Annotated in this window: 16 protein-coding genes; 3 read left to right on the forward strand and 13 right to left on the reverse strand. The window is 39.5% G+C overall.

The features are described from left to right. Positions 1–5: 5 nt before the first annotated feature. The 11 genes from K348_RS0108670 to recR all read right to left on the reverse strand — a co-directional run bounded on the left by K348_RS0108670 (position 6) and on the right by recR (position 10,587). Complete coding sequence (locus K348_RS0108670; protein WP_029904576.1) at positions 6–872, reverse strand: ABC transporter permease; 867 nt, start codon at positions 870–872, stop codon at positions 6–8. A gap of 30 nt (positions 873–902) precedes the next feature. Continuing rightward, entirely contained in the window at positions 903–2,438 is a 1,536-nt protein-coding gene (locus K348_RS0108675; protein ID WP_051697726.1) for a phosphate ABC transporter substrate-binding/OmpA family protein, read from the reverse strand. Between the two features lie 33 nt (positions 2,439–2,471). Then, complete coding sequence (locus K348_RS0108680; protein ID WP_029904578.1) at positions 2,472–3,509, reverse strand: PspA/IM30 family protein; 1,038 nt, start codon at positions 3,507–3,509, stop codon at positions 2,472–2,474. 6 nt (positions 3,510–3,515) lie between these two features. Next, positions 3,516–4,238: a hypothetical protein gene (locus K348_RS0108685; RefSeq protein WP_029904579.1), complete on the reverse strand. Its 723-nt coding sequence runs from the start codon at positions 4,236–4,238 to the stop codon at positions 3,516–3,518. A gap of 196 nt (positions 4,239–4,434) precedes the next feature. After that, the gene (locus K348_RS0108690) at positions 4,435–5,487 is read right to left on the reverse strand and encodes a CDP-glycerol glycerophosphotransferase family protein (RefSeq protein WP_029904580.1); all 1,053 of its coding nucleotides are present in this window, start codon (positions 5,485–5,487) and stop codon (positions 4,435–4,437) included. Positions 5,488–5,648: 161 nt separating this feature from the next. Beyond that, a complete protein-coding gene (locus K348_RS0108695) occupies positions 5,649–7,616 on the reverse strand; it encodes a RagB/SusD family nutrient uptake outer membrane protein (RefSeq protein WP_029904581.1) in 1,968 nt (655 codons plus the stop codon). 79 nt (positions 7,617–7,695) lie between these two features. Next, complete coding sequence (locus tag K348_RS0108700) at positions 7,696–8,259, reverse strand: pentapeptide repeat-containing protein (protein ID WP_029904582.1); 564 nt, start codon at positions 8,257–8,259, stop codon at positions 7,696–7,698. Beyond that, the gene (locus K348_RS0108705; protein WP_029904583.1) at positions 8,259–8,822 is read right to left on the reverse strand and encodes an L-threonylcarbamoyladenylate synthase; all 564 of its coding nucleotides are present in this window, start codon (positions 8,820–8,822) and stop codon (positions 8,259–8,261) included. Before K348_RS0108705 ends, K348_RS0108700 begins: the two co-directional genes overlap by 1 nt. Continuing rightward, positions 8,819–9,346, reverse strand: coding sequence for a GNAT family N-acetyltransferase (locus K348_RS0108710; RefSeq protein ID WP_029904584.1), 528 nt, complete (start codon positions 9,344–9,346; stop codon positions 8,819–8,821). The genes K348_RS0108705 and K348_RS0108710 overlap by 4 nt, the downstream gene beginning before the upstream one ends. Positions 9,347–9,418: 72 nt before the next feature. Further along, complete coding sequence (locus tag K348_RS0108715; RefSeq protein ID WP_029904585.1) at positions 9,419–9,874, reverse strand: BT0820 family HAD-type phosphatase; 456 nt, start codon at positions 9,872–9,874, stop codon at positions 9,419–9,421. 89 nt (positions 9,875–9,963) lie between these two features. Next, on the reverse strand, positions 9,964–10,587 hold the full coding sequence (gene recR / locus K348_RS0108720; protein WP_029904586.1) for a recombination mediator RecR: 624 nt from the start codon (positions 10,585–10,587) through the stop codon (positions 9,964–9,966). A gap of 438 nt (positions 10,588–11,025) precedes the next feature. Between recR and K348_RS0108725 the strand changes: the two genes are divergently transcribed. The 3 genes from K348_RS0108725 (at position 11,026) to K348_RS0108735 (ending at position 14,353) form a co-directional block, all read left to right on the forward strand. Beyond that, the gene (locus tag K348_RS0108725; protein WP_029904587.1) at positions 11,026–12,810 is read left to right on the forward strand and encodes an ABC transporter ATP-binding protein; all 1,785 of its coding nucleotides are present in this window, start codon (positions 11,026–11,028) and stop codon (positions 12,808–12,810) included. A gap of 76 nt (positions 12,811–12,886) precedes the next feature. Next, positions 12,887–13,546, forward strand: coding sequence for a suppressor of fused domain protein (locus K348_RS0108730; RefSeq protein WP_029904588.1), 660 nt, complete (start codon positions 12,887–12,889; stop codon positions 13,544–13,546). Between the two features lie 24 nt (positions 13,547–13,570). After that, positions 13,571–14,353 (forward strand): ion transporter, encoded by a 783-nt coding sequence (locus K348_RS0108735; protein ID WP_029904589.1) that lies wholly within the window; start codon positions 13,571–13,573, stop codon positions 14,351–14,353. A 68-nt stretch (positions 14,354–14,421) separates the two neighbouring features. Here the strand turns inward: K348_RS0108735 and K348_RS0108740 are convergent, their stop codons facing one another. Then, positions 14,422–16,542, reverse strand: a complete 2,121-nt coding sequence (locus K348_RS0108740; protein WP_029904590.1) for a S46 family peptidase — start codon at positions 16,540–16,542, stop codon at positions 14,422–14,424. Positions 16,543–16,573: 31 nt separating this feature from the next. Next, positions 16,574–18,079, reverse strand: a complete 1,506-nt coding sequence (locus tag K348_RS0108745; RefSeq protein WP_029904591.1) for an oligosaccharide flippase family protein — start codon at positions 18,077–18,079, stop codon at positions 16,574–16,576. Between the last annotated feature and the right edge of the window lie 110 nt (positions 18,080–18,189).

The following is an 18,189-nucleotide window of genomic DNA, read 5'->3' on the forward strand; positions in this document are numbered from 1 at the left end:
GCTTATTATTTAGGTTGTACCGGTTTGAAGAAAAGAGTTTTCAGAAAGCTCTCTTTATTGTATTTCGACGGGAATAATGTCACATCCAACATTTTGAACAGGCGGTCTTGCAAGAAGCCTATCAGAATGATAAGGAACAATAAAGCAAACACTTCCGGAGTTCTCGATTGGCGTCCCAATGTATAGATCATTGCACCTATACCGCCTTCTTTGTTCAATAGTTCGGCTACAATGATATATGTCCACGATATAGCAGTCAATACGCGTATATCTTCTGAAATCTTTTCAGTTACATAAGGGAAATATACATGGCGGAATTTCTGCCAGTTAGTTGCACCTAATGTCTGAATCGTTTGCAGATATACATAGTCTTTACTGTTCGACGGGTTCTGCAACTCTGCAATTCTCTGAACGATAACAGGCAACAGGTAAATGAGGATACCGAACGACAGGAAAGATACTTTCATATCGAAACCGATGCCGAACCATGCAATAAATATCCCTGTAATGGCAGTCAGGGGCAGAAAGCGGAAGGCATCGATATACTGGCTAAACAAACTCCTTGCAATCGGGAACATACCGATGAAAAAGCCGATCGGCAAAGCTAATACTATAGCTGTCACATACCCGTAAATATTAAGCTGTACCGAATACCATACATTACCCAGCAATTCATAATCGGTAAACAATTCGCCATAAGATTTTATTACAGCTACGGGGTTAGGCAAAATCTTGCTAGGTATTATTTCTCCCGTTGCGGTGAGGAAATACCACAGGGCAAGAAGTATGACAAGCCCTATTAAAGCAATAACGGTGGAAGTGAGTTTGTTCACACTTCCACCCATTTTAAATAATCCTTTAAAATTTATCATTTTGTGTATTTTCTTCTATATGCGAGGTAATTAATCGGTTACAAGCTGGAAGTCAGTTGTGCGATAATTTACGTTCGAACCTACTACTCCGGCATCTACTGCATGTTTAGGGCCGTTGCCCACTACAATAAAGCGGTTAGTATCGAATTTATATTCCCTGATCAGATAATCGACTACAGACTGCGCACGTTGTTTCGACAATGCTACATTGGCCGCATAATTACCAGTATTGTCTGTATTTCCTTCCACGCGGATACGTGCTCCGCTGAATTGTTTGGCTATGTTTACAAATTCCTGATCGATAAGGGCTTTCGCATCGTTCGAAAGCATAGACTGATTAACACCGAAGTTGATAGTCAGTTTCTTGTTCGAAATCGCTTCTTTCTTTTCTACTTCAGCTGATGCTTTTGAGAATGTTGCACCTGTTTCTGCATCCTGATCACCTTTTACGTTTCCGGCTTTTTCTATAGCCTCTATCACTTTAGGGTAAGAAACGCGTCTCCAAGGCATAGGCTTTTTAGTCAGGCGAAGAGATTCGTATACACGCGCCATTTTGCTGTAGAGGTCGTCGCCTTTCACACCTGTATAGTTAGTATTCAGCCCGTAGAAATTCAGTTCATCGCCTAAAGTTGCGAAACGGATATTCTTGCATCCTTCGATACAAAATGCTTCGTCTGTTCCGAATCCTTTAGCAAAGTATGCGGCAGCTTCTCTTACTGCTGCGGGATCGTCGTTCATTTTCGAGTTGGCATATAGGATAGCGCTTACAACTTTTGCTACATTCTCCTGATTCTTATCAAGGAATTCTTCTTTGGCAATAAGTCCGTCGCAGATTATGTTAGTTGCTTGTTTTGTACTAATCAATACTTTTGAGCCTTTAACTGCTTCCACGCAATCGATATCGTCCGGCGACCATGTTACACATGCATCTACCTGCAATGCTTTGAACATTTGTGCGGCCTCGATTCCGTTCTCAACTTTGATAATAGATATTTCATCCGGATTTATTTCATTTGTTTCCAGCGTGTTTATCAATAATGTATGTGCAGCGGTTCCTTCTGCTACAGCCACTTTCTTACCTTTAAGGTCAGCAACTGTATTTATATATTTATTCACTACGATAGCATCCGCACCGCGCGACCAGTTAAGCAGCATGAAATGACGAACATCAGTCATATCACCGCTTTCCGACATTTCGGTAGGGAGTGCGTCGGCAGTACAATATATCATGTCTATCTCACCTTTTTTCAACCCGTTACGACCGGCTATAAAGTCATCCTGAATAACGATGTTTAGCATAATACCGTATTCTTTGGCAATTTTAGATTCTTCATTCGGTTTCAAACCTCCGTTAAGCCAGATAATCGGTGTGAATCCCGCATAAGTGTTTACACCAATTGTATATGTCGGCATCTTATTGCCAAATAAACCACCACTTTTACTACCCGAAGAGTCGGAGTCGCCTCCCATGATTCCACTATCGCGCAGGAATATGATTCCCCCAGCTATCAAAGCTACTACTAAAACGGTTAAAGCTACTTTAACCCAAGGTCTTACATTACCCATTTTTTATAAAGTATAAATGTTAAAATTCAATTGTTATTTTCCAAAATATTGTTTATCTCCACTGTCAGAATCTCTTTTCTGTTCTAATGTTTTATATTCGTTAGGTGCGAGGTATATCGTTTTGTTGTTGTCGTTTGTTATTTTGACGTTGTTTTCGAAAGTTTTAAAGATACCTTCTATACCCATCTCGTTATATTTATCAATCAGTTCACTTCCTTTGAATGAAGCCACTTCATTATCGGCCTCGAATTGATCGATCAATCCACCTGTACTGCTGATGACACGTTCCATTTCGCCGAGTTTCATCTCTATATCGGTGCGCATGGCTTCGAGTGCTTCATTGAATAAGGCGAGTTCGTCCGGATCTCCTTCCATAACAGACATTACAGATTTGAAAAGCTTATGTTGACTCTTAGCCATTTCATATTCTTCTTTCTGCATATTTACTTCATTACGGGTATCCAGTACGGTAAGTTTGGCCATCTGGCTAAGTTTGTCGAGGGACTCGTACCAGCGTTTCGAATCTTTTAGCAACCCTAAAAGTTTATTTATATACTTTTCGAGACGGGCTATCTGACGCTCGTCTATTACGGCAGCATCTTTATTTCCCTTTGCGCGGTACACTTGTGCGCGTTGCAGAAGCTTCTCCATCTCTTCTTTTTTAGATGCGATAGAGCCTTCCAGTTTGCGTATCTGACCTAACAGCCGTCCCATACTTTCGTTCATTTTCTGGATGGAACGCTCCATCATTCCGAGACGACGTTCGATAATCCCGATAGGATCGATATCTACGAACCAAGATGTGATCTTACGCATCAGAAGGAAATAACCGACACTCACTACCTGCCTGAATTTCTTATCGAAAAGTAAGAATATAATTAATCCTATTATCAGCAGCAGTAAGCCGAAGTATAAGGTGTTTTCTGCTAACTTAATAAGATAAGGTAAGATTTTGTAAAGAAATACTAATGCACCCACGCCTAATCCGGCCATGACGGCAATTCCCAGTTTACCCCCGGGTTGTTCCCATAGTTTCTTTTTGGGAGTATTACTTCCATCAAGTTGTAACATTTGTTTCTAGTTTGTTTTTATTATAGTTTCTATTTTATTCTTGTCCCCTTTAAGCTGATTTACTATTTTGTCTACAGTTGCGTTAAAGTCTGCTTCCTGAATAGCATATTCATTCTTTTTATTAACGATTTCCATATTGGCTTCGGTAACAAAAGCAGTAAGCTTTTGTATTTCAGCCTTCATCTTGTCTATGTTTGCGATTGATTTTTTGATTTCCTCTTCTTTTTTGTCTACATTTTGTTTGCGAAGGTTGTTAAGCTGATCCAAGCCTTTCTTTCGTTCCTGTTCCATCAGTACTATATACTGATCGATAGTCTGGCTCAGATTTTCCCTTGTCATAGAAGGGTATGTGGCTTTCAGTGTGAGATATGCAACGGTAAAACGTACGGTTTCGTCAGGCTGTATTTCTTTGAGAGAGTCTACCGACTTTTTAAACTTCAGATAGTCGATACCCTCTACCGTCTGCTTGTCCAGAACCTCGCATAACTTATTCAGCAATTCCTGATCTATTTTCCCATAAATAAGAGACGGGTCTATAGCCTCCATTTTAGGAATATCGGAAAAGCTACTTGAAAGCGGAGCTGAAGGTGCAGGTGTTGCAACAGGTGCAGGTGATTCCTTTTGCACTTTATTATTAGTCTTGATGTTTTCAGTCTTATTTACAGGCTCTTCAGGTTCTTCAGTGCCATCGTCTTCAAAAATAAGCTTCTTTAACCAACTTTTTGCCATTATTTGTGTGTATATGTAAGTAGTTTTAATATTATATATTCATAGTTTAGCAAAAATAATAAATATAATGCAAATTTATTTAATCTGTAAGGAAATATTTTGAAATTTAAGATATTGCAAAGGCTCTATATTGCACTATTTTTAAAAAATAACAGATGTTCTGTCTTTTCGATATCACTTAATATATAGATAATCTTTATTTGTTTTTGTAACGTGGACCGAAGGGGTAATAACCGGTTTTTTTTCGTAGTTTCAGTTTTCGGTAAAGGATCAACGGCTTTTTCTTTAATTTACCTTTATAATTTGTAATAAAGTCGTCCACAGCATCGAGAATGCGTGCAGACGATTTTCCGTCACGAAACGGATGCACCTGATTCATGAAAATTCTGATATTCTCCATTAAATCTTCAGGATGTTGCAGTGCTTTGTCTATTGCCTGTTCAAGTTGTTCGGGATTGTCGATATTGATAAGATGATTGTCGGGAAATGCATTTTTATAGGTTACTGCCGGTTTGTTGAACCATAGAAACTCGTAGATAACGGATGAATTATCACTCAGCATTACATCTGACTGCCGGAATAGTTCTGCCTTATCTTCAGTTTCGCAGAAAGTTGCATTGTCGTATTTTTCTGCCAGCTCCTTATATCTGTCTAAGATTTCCTTATCCATCTTAGGGTGGAAAGAAAATAGCCATATCCAATCCCTATCTTTTATAAGATCTTCTATTTTGCCATGAAGGACAGAGGCTGATTCTATGCCTTTTGTGAAGGTCGGTGCGAAGATAATAACTGGCTTTTCATTAGGTGTTTTTTCATTGTTAACAGGCAACCATCCGTCAAATTTACTCCATCCGGTTTCATATACTTTAAAGAATCCGTACTTCTTTTCCAGCTCTTTAAATCTTGGTGTAAACATAGGGCTGGTAGTACAATAAATATCGAAGAATCCACGTATTTTATAATGATCTCCGTAGTCTCCCCTTTTATAATACAAGCCGTGAAATACTTCGACTTTTACCCCCGGAAAAAAATCATATACACGTACTCCCGGCACAAAGACAGCTATGGGGTTATACTCCATTACTTCTTTTATTGTCTTCAGATGTTTTTCTCCTTTATGTAAACAGACGGGAGCAGAATTTTCAATATACCATGCCACATCGCTACCTCTTCGCCATATTTCATCCTGTAAAGGACGCAATATAGTGTAGGAATAAGACAGAGAAACAAAGAAGAGGTATCTTTTCACGGGTGTATGACATATTTGTTATTACCGCGACAAAAGTATAAAAAATGCTTTAAAGTATAATTATGATGTTAGTTATTTCCTTTTGCCTATTATCTTCATCCAATAAAATAACAAAAGACAACCATAAAGGCTGTCTTTTGCTTAAAGTTATTTCAATGTTTTTAATAACCCGGGTTTTGTTTAAAATTCGGATTGCTATTTATCTCATCGAATGGTATAGGTAAGAGGTTGTTATAATCCCGTGCCCCTTTATCGCCTAAGAAGTAAAGAAGCTTACCCCATCTGTTAATAAGCATATAGGTTATTCCTTCTTCATTAAGTTCGTCGATCCATATATCCTGTATAGCGTCTCTCAGCTGTTCTTTTGTCATACTTGCATTTAGCATTGGCTTGCCATTCACAGCTAATATCTGGTTTGCATATTGTAATGCTTCTTGTATATTTCCAGACTCCAACACTGATTCGGCATAGGTAAGCAATACTTCTCTGTAGCGTACAGGATGAGCGTATTTACCTTTCAGGTCGATATTTTCCGGAGTATATCCACCCAATAAAACTTCTTTGTTTGACGGTGTATCCAGCGGTTTATTATCTGCTACAAGAGCGTAATCCCCCTTGGTGATGATTTCTTTGGACAGATTTGCTGCTTTTGCAAACTCTCGTTCATTGGCCCACAAGCGAGCTGTAAGGGCTTTCACTGCATCGGCATAAGGCTGGCTTACTTGCGGAATCAGGCTTTCTATATATTGAATTACTTCCTTTCTTGTATTTTGCCGAAGATTGCCCACTTGTTCCGGTTTCACTACTTCTGTAACTAATATTATATTTCCGAAATAGCTTGCCAGAGTAGTATAAACATGCGCATATTGTGCCCAATGCTCTCCGGCAGTTTTCTCCCATTCTGTCTTTACGTTTGCAGGGCTGTTCGGCCTGTTAAGTATTTCATATATGGCGTGAATCCTGTTTATAAAATTGTAACCTGTTCCCCATATTATATTATCATTACTTAATTCCGGTAGAGAAGGATATGTCACTTCCGGTTTGATCAGTTTCCGATCCATTGTATAATTATATGAGATAAACGAGGTAAACAGACTATTAAGTTGGATCTTAATTTGAGGAATGTCTTCCAGTTTAATAATTTCTTCAGCAAATAGGTCGCCTGGGGTAACAATGAAGACATCCTCTTGCGAATTACTTTCTGCATATAAATATTCCGATAGCATTTTATCTCCGGCATTGATAATACCGTCACCGTCAAGGTCGGCGAGTTTAAGTGTTCCGGGTTTTGTATAGTCAAGACTGGTACCTGTTTGGTATTGAGGATAAGTATCTATCTCCGCTTGAGTTGTGAATACGCCTTTCACCAGATAGTCATAATAAAGGGCTCTTTTCTCGCCTTTCTTAACCATATAAGTTACGCCATCCGCTTCGTTATGATGGTAAACAGCAACACCTTTATTATCAGATTTTATACTGTCTATTGCTGTATATATTCCATTAGTGTTTTTATAGAAAACTACATAGGCTCCTTCCGACGGAGAACTTTCCTTATTGTTTTCTATACTCCATTCTTCATTGCATTCTTGTATGTTGAAAGTTATCTTATATTTTTTTACAGGAATGTCTTTGATTTCCGGCACGGTAGCAGTAATAATATATATATAACTGTCACCGACTTTTGTAGGAGAAGCAGAAGCTAATGGAATCCCGTTAATGAGAATTTCCCCGTTCAACTTTGTTGCATACAGGATATCATCAGATATACTTTTAAGTATCAGGGTATCACTGCCTAGTTGGCTGAAATCCTGAACACCTTTTACAATGTGACGTTTAAGTGTCTCATTACTAAAGCCACTTGTGTTTTCCGTTGCTTTTTTAGGCTCTGGATTTTTTACAGCCAGTACAGTCAGTTTATTTTCATCGAAATCAAGATCGGGTGTAATTCTTTTCAAAGCATCCGTAAAGTTCGATACATCTGTAATTTTCTCAAGTTCTTTTACAATTTCCTCTACTTGTTTCTGACCGGCAGACGGTGGAGGCGGATTGTTGTCATCATCGTCGCTACATGCGATTGTTAAAAACAAAAAGAAGAACGCGGCTAAGCTTAAGTGTAGGGCTTTTTTCATTGTCTCTTAGATTATTTAGTTAATATTTGCGTGCTAAAGATACTTAAAGAAGTTTGCTAAACAAACGTTAACACAAGTTTTATTCTATTATGATATTAAACTGATTTAACAAACCGGCTAACCCGTCTCTCGAAAATCTGGCTTTCTTTGCCTGATTCTGACTCAGGTCTATTGTATAGTTAACGGCTGAGGTGAAATCAACCTCCTGCAAGTTAGTATTCTGGAAAATTGTTTCGTTGAGATCACAATCGGTAAATCTCGATTGCTTCAGATCTGTACCAACAAAATCCACACCCTTCAGCGAACAGCCTTTAAAATGTGTTTTTGTCATCTTCCTTTTTTCAAATGAACTGTAATCCAGTATACAGTTTTCGAAACCAACCTGAAATATAAAGTCGTGGCAATGATTGAATTTTACACCTAGTATCTTGCAGTTTCTGAACTCATTGTTGTTCAGTGTAGATTGTGATAAATTTGCCATAGACAAATTGCAGTCGGCAAAAATGCAATCGGTAAAGCTACTGCCGATAATAGCGGCATTTGAAAAGTCGCATTTGGTAAAGGTGCACTGATCGAATACTTCCTTATTCAATCCTCCTATATAAGAGATGTTTTCCAATACTTTATCTTCGTGTATAGCCATTATTCCCTGATAACTTTTACTTCTCCAGACTTCCCTAGCTTTATAATGCTCGATGCCTTCGATTTACTTGTATCGTCTTGCCGATATTCTACAATATAATCGACGCCATTTCTGATTTCTTCGCTTATCTCACTGAAATTGGCGGGAGATGTTTCTCCGCTGATATTCGCCGAAGTAGAGACCAGTGCTTTGCGGAAACGTTTACAAAGCTCATGCGAGAATGTCTCTTTTGTAATGCGTATGGCTAGGCTGCCGTCTTCGGCGATCAGGTTAGTAGCCACATTACGTGCATTATCATATATGATAGTTAGCGGCTTATCGGCCAGTTCTATCAGATCCCATGCAATTTCAGGCACACCGTTTATATAATAATCGAGCTTTACCGGATTGTCAAGTAAGGTAATGAGCGCCTTACTGTCTGTCCGCTTTTTCAGTTCATATACTTTGCGTACAGCCTCTTCATTTGTTGCATCGCATCCTATTCCCCATATTGTGTCGGTGGGGTAGAGTATAAGTCCTCCGGCAACCAATATATCGAATGCCTTCTTTATATCTTCGTTCATATTTGGTTTAGCAATTGCGATAGTTGGACATCTTCGAATGAATCGCCGCGTTGTACCCAGTCTTTCAATATACCTACTTCTTTGTAACCGGATTTTCTGAAGAGACCAATACTGTTTACGTTGCTGACCGATATATACGCATATAGCTGGTGCAGATAAAGGAATCCGAAAGCATACTCCTGCATCAGTTGCAGCGCCTCCGAAGCCAGTCCTCTTTTGCGGTACGCCTCATCGATCAGAATACCTATGCCTGCACGACGATTGTGTGCATCTATATCATATAAGTCTATTGTACCCACAGTTGTAGCATCTTCCGTGAGATCGATCATAAGGCGTAATTGACGGCTCTGAAATATATCCATCTCCAAAGCATCGTTTATATACTGTCGTAAGACAAGTTTCGAATATGGTGCCAGCGTATTTCCATGCACCCATAAGGCTGTTGAATTTTCCCATCTGTACAGCATATCCAGATCTTCGGGTTCCACTGCCCGCAATAATATCTGTGAATTTTTTAGAAGCATATGTATATAGTTATGAGGTATGAATGAATAATTAATTATGAGTTAGCCCCGTACTATTTCATTCAAACATGTTTAGTATCCGTTATTTTCGAACATCTCACCCAGCCGGATGAAGAAGTTCTTTTTTCTGCGTCTTACACGTTGGTTTTCTCCAGACGACATCATTATCCGCTCGAAAGAGGTTTCTCCTTTTTCCATTGCTTTTATCGCATGGTAGATAACGCCCCAATCGGGTAATCCGCCGAGGTTACGGTCGTCGATGAACAAGTCTGCATTCAGTTTGCGCGAAGCATTAGCAACATCTTCGTCAGGATGATTCTTGTTTGCCGCATAAAATTTCAGGCCTTTCTTTTCGCAATAGTCGACAGCTTCCTGCAGCATCTCTCCTGTACGTACAGTCCACATGAGCAGTATATGACCGTCTCTTTGCAATTGCAGTAAGGTTTCTATTGCAAAAGGTATAGATTTCCCTATTTTAGGGTATTCATGTTCCACTATTGTTCCGTCAAAATCTACTGCAATTACCATGTCTTTTTGTATTATATGATCGTTTTGTTCAATGTGTATTCAATACAAATATAATGTATTTATACTGAATCTGTTTGATTTATCCGATATTACATCCTGTACGATTCGTTAAACAGGGTGCGGTTCAGTATCGAACGTCCAAGTGTAACCTCATCGGCATATTCGATTTCATCGCCTATAGAAATTCCCCGTGCAATCATCGATACCTTTATATCGTACGCCGCCAGCTTTTTATAAATATAAAAGTTTGTCGTATCTCCTTCCATAGTAGTACTCAAGGCAAGGATAACTTCACCGATATCACCTTTTGCTACCCTTTCCACAAGGCTCTCTATCTCGAGGTCTGCAGGTCCTATACCGTCGATAGGAGAGATAATGCCGCCAAGAACGTGATACAAACCTTTGTATTGCATTGTATTTTCGATAGCCATCACCTCTTTTATATTCTCCACAACGCAAATTGTAGAAGCATCGCGCGATTTATTGAGGCATATAGGGCATACATCGGCATCGCTGATATTGTGACAGACTTTGCAGTATTTCACCTCATGCTTTAAAGCAACAAGTGACTGGGCGAATCCGTCCACCATTGCATCGTCCTGTCGAAGAAGATGAAGGATAAGCCTTAAGGCTGTTTTTCGGCCTATTCCCGGTAGTCGGGCAAATTCATTTACCGCATTTTCTAATAATATTGAAGGATATTTTTGATTCATAAAAGTCTCTGAAATGAGGTATCAAAGATAGCAAATATTTGGCAGTTTTTAATATCAGGTTGGTTAACTGTAAGATGTAAGAGTAAAATTAATTCGCTTCTGCATTTACAAATATTAACCATATTTGGTTAAAAAGTAACGAAAGTAACGGAAATCAATTAATAATTAACAATGAACAATTAAATGTTCTCTTTGCGATCCTTAACAGAGAGAATCATTTATTCTGTATTTTACAAATATTAACTATGTTTAGTTAAAAGGTAACAAATGTAACGAGTTTTCCACATTTTTATTTTCCGCATTTTAAGGTTTACGGGAACAAATTCACGACATTTTGAGTTTATTATTTCAAAGAACTAATAAAACCGGATGTTTCTGTAGTATAGATAAATTTCAGGAAGAAATATTCAGTTTATATATGTTTTAAAAACTATACAAATGACATTGTTCCAGTTATTTAAAAACCTTCGTCCTTACGTACATCCTTACCGTTGGCTGGTGATACTTACGTTGCTGCTCACATTGATCGGTTCGTTGACCGCACAGGTCAATGCATGGGTGCTGCGGTATACAGTGGACGAGATCAACGGGCTGGTAGAAGCACATAAGGGTTTGCAGGAAGGGATTAATATCCTAGTTACTATCACTGTCATATTGATTAGTAAAGAGGTTATCAATTCTTTTATACAGTTTGGGCAAAAGTTTTACGGGGAAAAGCTGCGTATCTTTATTTCCAAAGACCTTGCACAAGCCGTAATAGATAAAATACTTACTTATCGGCTGGCTTTCTTTAGCTCGGGTGGCAACCAGCCGGGAAAAATGCAGGCGCGTATAGACAGGGGAGTGGAGAGCCTGACACGCCTTGTTCAGAATTTTTTCATTGATATCCTTCCCTTATTTGCCAATTCTATTGTCGCTTTAGCAATGATGTTCAACGCTAACTTTTATGTCGGGCTTGTAGGATTGTGTATAGTTCCTATATACTATTTTGTAAGCCAGCGGCAGGCTGTACGCATGAGTGGCACACGGCGTGTAATAAAAGATTTGCGCGAAAGTAAAAGTCAGGGCATATTGGGTATTCTAGAATCCATAACAGTTATAAAGTCATTTATCAGGGAAAATATCGAAAGCGATAAACAGATGGCACTACAAAACAATCTGACAGATGCCCAGATGCGAACCCGCAAAATGAGCTTTATATTCGACGGATTGAAAAGCTTCATAGAACAGATAGGGATAGTTATCATTATTATACTTACAGCTTATTTTGTGCTGGACGGCAAAATGACTATCGGCGCTATTATGTTCCATATCCTTTTGTTTAATAATGTATCTGCACCTATCCGCCAGTTGCACCGTATCTACGACCAGATGAACGATGCGCTTATATATTCCGAAAGCTTTTTCGACGTGCTGAAAGCTGATCATCAGATAGAGCATTCGGGACATTACAGGCCGCACCGTATCAAGGGTAAATTCGAGATAAAGAATGTAAATTTCACTTATCCCGACAATGAAAGCCCAACATTGTACGATATAAATATGAAAATCCTGCCGGGACATACAACAGCTTTAGTAGGACTTTCGGGGGCAGGAAAAAGTACATTGATAAATCTTCTCGATAAATTTTATGCACCCGACTCGGGTGATATATTACTGGATGGTGTTTCTCTTGAGGATTATGATACTGCCTATCTCCGTGAGAATATCGGACTGGTACTGCAAAAGAACCATATATTTAACGGAACGGTGGAAGAGAACATCCGATACGGGAAGCCGAATGCAACCTTTCAAGAAGTGGAGGACGCTGCAAAGAAAAGCTATATCCACGACCAGATAATGCTGCTCGAAAATGGCTATCAGACCTCGGCGCTCGCCTTATCAGGCGGACAGCAGCAAAAGATTGCCATTGCACGCATGTTCCTTAAAAATCCGCCGGTTATATTTCTCGATGAACCGACTGCCAGCCTCGATGCAGTATCGACAGAACAGATAAAGAACAGCCTCGATGCCATAAAGCAAAACCGTACAGTCATTATTATTTCGCATAGTATTTCACAGATTATCGACTCGGATTGTATCTATGTGATGAAAGACGGGAGGGTAGTGGAGTCCGGAACTCATGAAGATATATACCATCAGAACGGCACCTATAAAGAGATATTCGATGCTATGGCGCGCAGCCTCAACATAGATAAGATATCGAAAACACTGGATGATTAATGTAGTTATGGGAACATTCTCCGAAATTTATTTCTGATTTTTTATATCTTTAAACCTTGAACCGATTAACTACTGCATGACACTAAAAGAATACAAGGAACTATACGAAGAAGAAAATCCCGTTGGATGGTGGGAGATAGACAAGGCTATAGAAAAGATATACGGCAATGTAGAACCACGTCATTATGCCCCGCAACTCCATTATATGCTCGGAGGGGAAGACCCGCTGGACGGCGTAAGCATATTCGATTCTGAAAAGCAGGAATTTCATCGTCATCTTATAAGTTACGGCATGTCGGAGCTTTATTATAACGAAGAAGTCGTAGGAGGCGAATTCAGTAAATGGGGCTTTGAATTTACTTTTCGCCTAAAGCCTTTCCAAGATGATGCGGACGACCCGACATGGGTAGTTAACCTGATGAATAATCTGGCACGTTATGTAATAAAAAGTGAGCGCTGGTTTGAAGAAAATCATGTTATACCCGCTAACGGTCCTATCCGTATAGGAGGTAAAATAGAAATTGATATCGTAGGTGTGGCGTTTACACTCGACCCAGAACTGGGAAAGATACAAACTCCGTACGGTGAAGTGGCTTTCCTGCAAATGGTAGGGCTTACATCAAATGAAATGGAGCGCATAAAAGCATCGGAGTCGGCTTTCGAAGAAGTAAAGAAAATACTGGAAGAAATAAGGGAAACAAATCCGCTGATGATTACCGACCTCACACGCAGATAAATTCCCATATTACAATATAAACACATGCTGAAAATACTACTCAATAACCGTTTTATCGGTGCCTTTATATTACTCAATGCCATAGTCACCATACTATTGACATTCAATACGCCGATAGATGGACTTTTACGCATCCTCGACCACGCGATAACAATCCTGTTCCTTGTAGAGATATTCTATAAAATATATGTTTACAAGAAGGATTTCTTTAAGAGCAGGATGAATGTATTCGATCTGGTAATAATACTTGTAGCATCCCTGCCGCTGTTCTTCCTGTTCAGCGAGCACGACCCGGCCGATTATAACTATATATTATTGCTAAGGGTTTTCAGGATATTTAAGTTTATAAGATTCGGCAAATTCATACCTAATTTCTCCCGCTTGATCAGAGATTTGGGACGGGCTGTAAAGGCTTCACTTAGCCTTATTGTGGGAGCACTGGTAATGATGATCATTATCAGCACTATACTTACCTATATGTTCAAAGATGCCTATCCGACGCTTTTCGGCAATCCTTTCGAATCGGCTTATACCGTTTTCCGCATGCTGACTATCGAGGGTTGGTATGAAATTCCCGATTTTATGGCGGAAGATATTCCTTATACATATTCGGTGTTGATACGTCTGTTCTTCTCTTTGTTTGTCTTTTTGGGCGGTATGCTGGGGATGTCGTTCTTCACTTCGCTGATTGTAGACGAAATGGTATCGGACAATAACGATGAACTGGTAGAAAAGGTAGAGTCGCTTGAGAAAAAAATCGATGAACTGCACCGCATGAATAAAGAACTTATTGATAAAATCAAGTAAAAACATCTGAAAATAAAAAGGCTGCCAATTTTTTATCGGCAGCCTTTTCTGTATAATTTACTCTGTAATTATTTTACCACTTTCAGTTCTTCAATCAATCGCGGGCATTTCATCACCTTGTCGATAATGTAAAGTACGTAACGGATATCCACACTGATTGTACGCTGTACTTCCGGATTGAATACGATATCGCCGCTCAGAGCCTCCCAGTTTCCGTCGAAAGCTAATCCTATCAACTGCGCTTTTCCGTCGAACACAGGACTACCCGAGTTACCTCCTGTAATATCGTTGTTCGATAAGAAGTTGACATGCATTGTTCCGTCAGCATCGGCATATTGTCCGAAATCGGCTTTACGCAGGTCGTCGAGAATATATTCCTGTACATTAAATTCGGGATCACCCGGTTTTTCTTTCTCCAATACACCTTTCGATGTTGTATAATAATCGTAAGTAACGGCATCGGCCGGATTGTATCCTCCGATAGAGCCGTAGCTGAGGCGTTGGGTGAAGTTTGCATCCGGAGAGAATGTTTTGTTAGGCTCCATTTCCATTAATCCAGCCATGAATAAGCGTTCTCCTTTGTCTATTTGCGACAGGTAAGGAGCGGATTCTTTTTGCAGAAGCTTTAGTATTGGCTCCAGTGATCTGGCATATTCCATTGCAGGATCTTTCGCTATATCTTTTTCACTACCGTTTACGATAAGTTTTATCATACCGTCTAGGGTTGTGAATTTCGTATTCTTATAGAACCATTCGGCATATTTATCGTAATCTCCTTTAAATTTATTATTTATAGTTTCATAAACCGCAGGGCGATAGGCAGCAGACACTCTTTCTGCATATAGTTTTAATAATACAGGCATCACTTTGCGGTCTAATGAAGGCTCATAATCTTTATAAGCATTCGTCATTCTTCCTTTCAGTTCTTCTTCCCGTTCGCTTTTATCCATTTTGGAAACGAAGAGTGCAGTATTAGCAAAGCGTGTAACTTCGATACCATTGTAGAATGTTTCGAAGAAATATGTCTGCAATTTGACAACGTCCATTGTAGAGGTATAACCATCCTTAAGCATTGCCAGTACATCGCCGTATTTCGCAGAATTATTGGATGAAGCAACCCATTGCGAGAATTTATTTTCAAGCTGTTCCTTACCTTGTATGACCTTCAACTTTGCAATAGCTTCATTCATACCCATTGCGTTTTTCCAGTAGTTCGAACTGCCTGCATATTTCGATGCATATTTAATACGGACAGCATCGCTGGCATTCATTGCTTCTCTCCATATATCCTGTTTTGCACCACGTACTTCTATGCGGGGCTTGTGAGTAGATTCCACCATTTGATTTATTCCCCATGAAGACATATAGCGCTCTGTGCTTCCCGGATAGCCGATTGTCATTGCATAATCTTTATCCTTAAAGCCCTGAATAGATACAGGTACGGAATATTTGGGAGTATAAGGCACATTATCAGGGCTGTAGTATGCAGCCTGATTGCTCTTATCAGCGTATACGCGGAATACCGAGAAGTCACCGGTATGGCGCGGCCACATCCAGTTGTCGGTTTCACCTCCGAATTTACCTACAGATGACGGCGGAGCAAAAGCCAGTCTTACATCGCGGAATACATCGTAGATAACGGCATAATATTTATTGTGAGCATAGAAAGGCACTACCTGTGCCCGTATAAAATCATTTCCTTTATACTTTTCCAGATATACGCTCGTCATAGAATCCACTTTCTGGTCGCGTACATCTTCCGTGTCGTCAGCAGATACGCCCGATAGGATGAAATCGGTAATATCTTCCGTTTTTTGAAGGAAAGCAACCATTAGGCCCTCTGCAGGTAACTCCTGCGCAAAGTTATGGCTTACGAAACCGTCTTTCAGGTAATCATGTTCTACAGAACTTAATTTCTGGATGTTTCCATATCCGCAATGATGATTGGTGAAAATCAAACCTTGGTTTGATACTGCAACGCCTGTGCATCCGCCGCCGAAAATAACTACGGCATCTTTTAGCGAAGGGTTTGTTTCACTGTAAATACTGTCGGTAGAAAAGGAAAAACCAAGTTCTTTCATACGGGCAAGACTCTGCCTGTTCAGTTCTTTGAGCAGCCACATCCCTTCGTCGGCTTTTACCAGAAGAGCCGCGAGAAAGAGGACTGAAAACAGAAATATTTTTCTCATTTGTTCAAGTGTTATTTATAAATATAATTTGTTATTTCTTCTTTTTAAAGTATTTGTTGATAATGGGGATTTCGCTCAGCGGCAGGTCTTTCTTTATGATGATTGCAGCAAAGGCAATCAGGTATAGCGTACGGTATGCCAGACGCAGCACTTCATTGTCTATCTGTGGATACATGGCTGCAGCATAGAATATTACTGCCAGAGCAAAATAAAGGAATATATTCTTCAGGTCGTATTTGATAGGGAAGTACTTCTGTCCTATAAAATACGAAATCGCCATAATAATCAGGTTGCAGACAAATGTAGCCCATGCACTGGCTATATATCCGTATATCGGCACAAGGATTATATTCATAGCCACCTGTATCACGCACCCTAAGATAGAAAAGTATGCCCCGTATTTGGTTTTGTCAGTCAGCTTATACCATACGGAAAGATTGAAATAGATACCGAAGAATATTTCGCCCATCATCGCTATAGGAACAACGATAATCCCTTCGGTATAGTTCCCGCTGACAATATATTTCAGTATATCGAGGTAAAACATTACCCCTAGAAATACCAGCAATGAAAAGATGATGAAAAACTTCATTGCATCGGCATAAGTCTTTGTACTGCCGCTCTCTTTATTCTTACTAAAGAAAAACGGTTCGTATGCATATCTGAAAGCCTGTGTAAATACGGTAATTATAACAGTGATTTTAATACAAGCTGTATATACGCCCAGTTCGTGGAAAGCCTGTGTCTTATCTTCGAACAGAAAAGGGTAGGTGAGTTGTGCAACTGTCTGATTGATAACTCCGGCAATACCAAGTATCAATAGCGGAAATGAGTATCTTAATATCCTTCTCAGGAGTGCGTTATCGAACCGGAATTTCAATCCCTTCATTGTATTCGGGATCAGTAAAATAAGAACGGCTAATGTCGATATTAAGTTAGCAAGGAAGATATATCCTATACCTATGCCCGGGTGATAATATTTGCTTAATACAAAATCGGGATAGTTTTTGTATACCAACGGACAAATAACAAGGAAAAACAGATTGAAAAATATATTGAAAAATATATATGACAGTTTCAATGTTGCAAACCGCAGCGGACGTTTCTGATACCGCAGATAGGCAAACGGTATTGCCATAAAAGCATCCAGGGCAACCACTATTACCATCATCATGATATGTTCCTTGTGGTCGTAATTCATCAGATCGGCAATCGGACTGATGAAACTGAAGCACAATAGGATAAATAATAATGAAGTCGTTCCTAACGAAATCAGCGATGTGGAATATACTTTCGACGGATTCTCATCCTGTTTGTTCATGAAACGGAAGAAGCCCGTTTCCATTCCGTATGTCAGCAATACAAATGCTAAAGCGGTAAATCCCTGTATATAGCCGACTTTCCCGTATTCGGCAGGGTTTGTAAAGATATATACATGTAGCGGAACAAGACAATAGTTAAGGAATCGACCTAGGATACTGCTCAATCCGTAGATTGCAGTATCTTTTGCCAAACTCTTCATTCCACTTCCAGCCATAGGTATATATTTGGCTACAAAAGTACTAAAATTACTTATCAGTTACAGTTTATCCGTTATAGTTTTTCAGTGATATGAAAATGCATATCGCCCTGTTTTTGCATATATAA

This window comes from Prevotella sp. 10(H), assembly GCF_000711235.1.
Lineage (GTDB): Bacteria > Bacteroidota > Bacteroidia > Bacteroidales > Dysgonomonadaceae > Dysgonomonas.

Bases quoted from the DNA above. Each gene is read 5' to 3' on its own strand.
- K348_RS0108670 (WP_029904576.1), bottom strand. From the start codon at position 872: ATGATAAATTTTAAAGGATTATTTAAAATGGGTGGAAGTGTGAACAAA.
- K348_RS0108675 (WP_051697726.1), bottom strand. From the start codon at position 2,438: ATGGGTAATGTAAGACCTTGGGTTAAAGTAGCTTTAACCGTTTTAGTA.
- K348_RS0108680 (WP_029904578.1), bottom strand. From the start codon at position 3,509: ATGTTACAACTTGATGGAAGTAATACTCCCAAAAAGAAACTATGGGAA.
- K348_RS0108685 (WP_029904579.1), bottom strand. From the start codon at position 4,238: ATGGCAAAAAGTTGGTTAAAGAAGCTTATTTTTGAAGACGATGGCACT.
- K348_RS0108695 (WP_029904581.1), bottom strand. From the start codon at position 7,616: ATGAAAAAAGCCCTACACTTAAGCTTAGCCGCGTTCTTCTTTTTGTTT.
- K348_RS0108700 (WP_029904582.1), bottom strand. From the start codon at position 8,259: ATGGCTATACACGAAGATAAAGTATTGGAAAACATCTCTTATATAGGA.
- K348_RS0108705 (WP_029904583.1), bottom strand. From the start codon at position 8,822: ATGAACGAAGATATAAAGAAGGCATTCGATATATTGGTTGCCGGAGGA.
- K348_RS0108710 (WP_029904584.1), bottom strand. From the start codon at position 9,346: ATGCTTCTAAAAAATTCACAGATATTATTGCGGGCAGTGGAACCCGAA.
- K348_RS0108715 (WP_029904585.1), bottom strand. From the start codon at position 9,874: ATGGTAATTGCAGTAGATTTTGACGGAACAATAGTGGAACATGAATAC.
- recR (WP_029904586.1), bottom strand. From the start codon at position 10,587: ATGAATCAAAAATATCCTTCAATATTATTAGAAAATGCGGTAAATGAA.
- K348_RS0108725 (WP_029904587.1), top strand. From the start codon at position 11,026: ATGACATTGTTCCAGTTATTTAAAAACCTTCGTCCTTACGTACATCCT.
- K348_RS0108730 (WP_029904588.1), top strand. From the start codon at position 12,887: ATGACACTAAAAGAATACAAGGAACTATACGAAGAAGAAAATCCCGTT.
- K348_RS0108735 (WP_029904589.1), top strand. From the start codon at position 13,571: ATGCTGAAAATACTACTCAATAACCGTTTTATCGGTGCCTTTATATTA.
- K348_RS0108740 (WP_029904590.1), bottom strand. From the start codon at position 16,542: ATGAGAAAAATATTTCTGTTTTCAGTCCTCTTTCTCGCGGCTCTTCTG.
- K348_RS0108745 (WP_029904591.1), bottom strand. From the start codon at position 18,079: ATGGCTGGAAGTGGAATGAAGAGTTTGGCAAAAGATACTGCAATCTAC.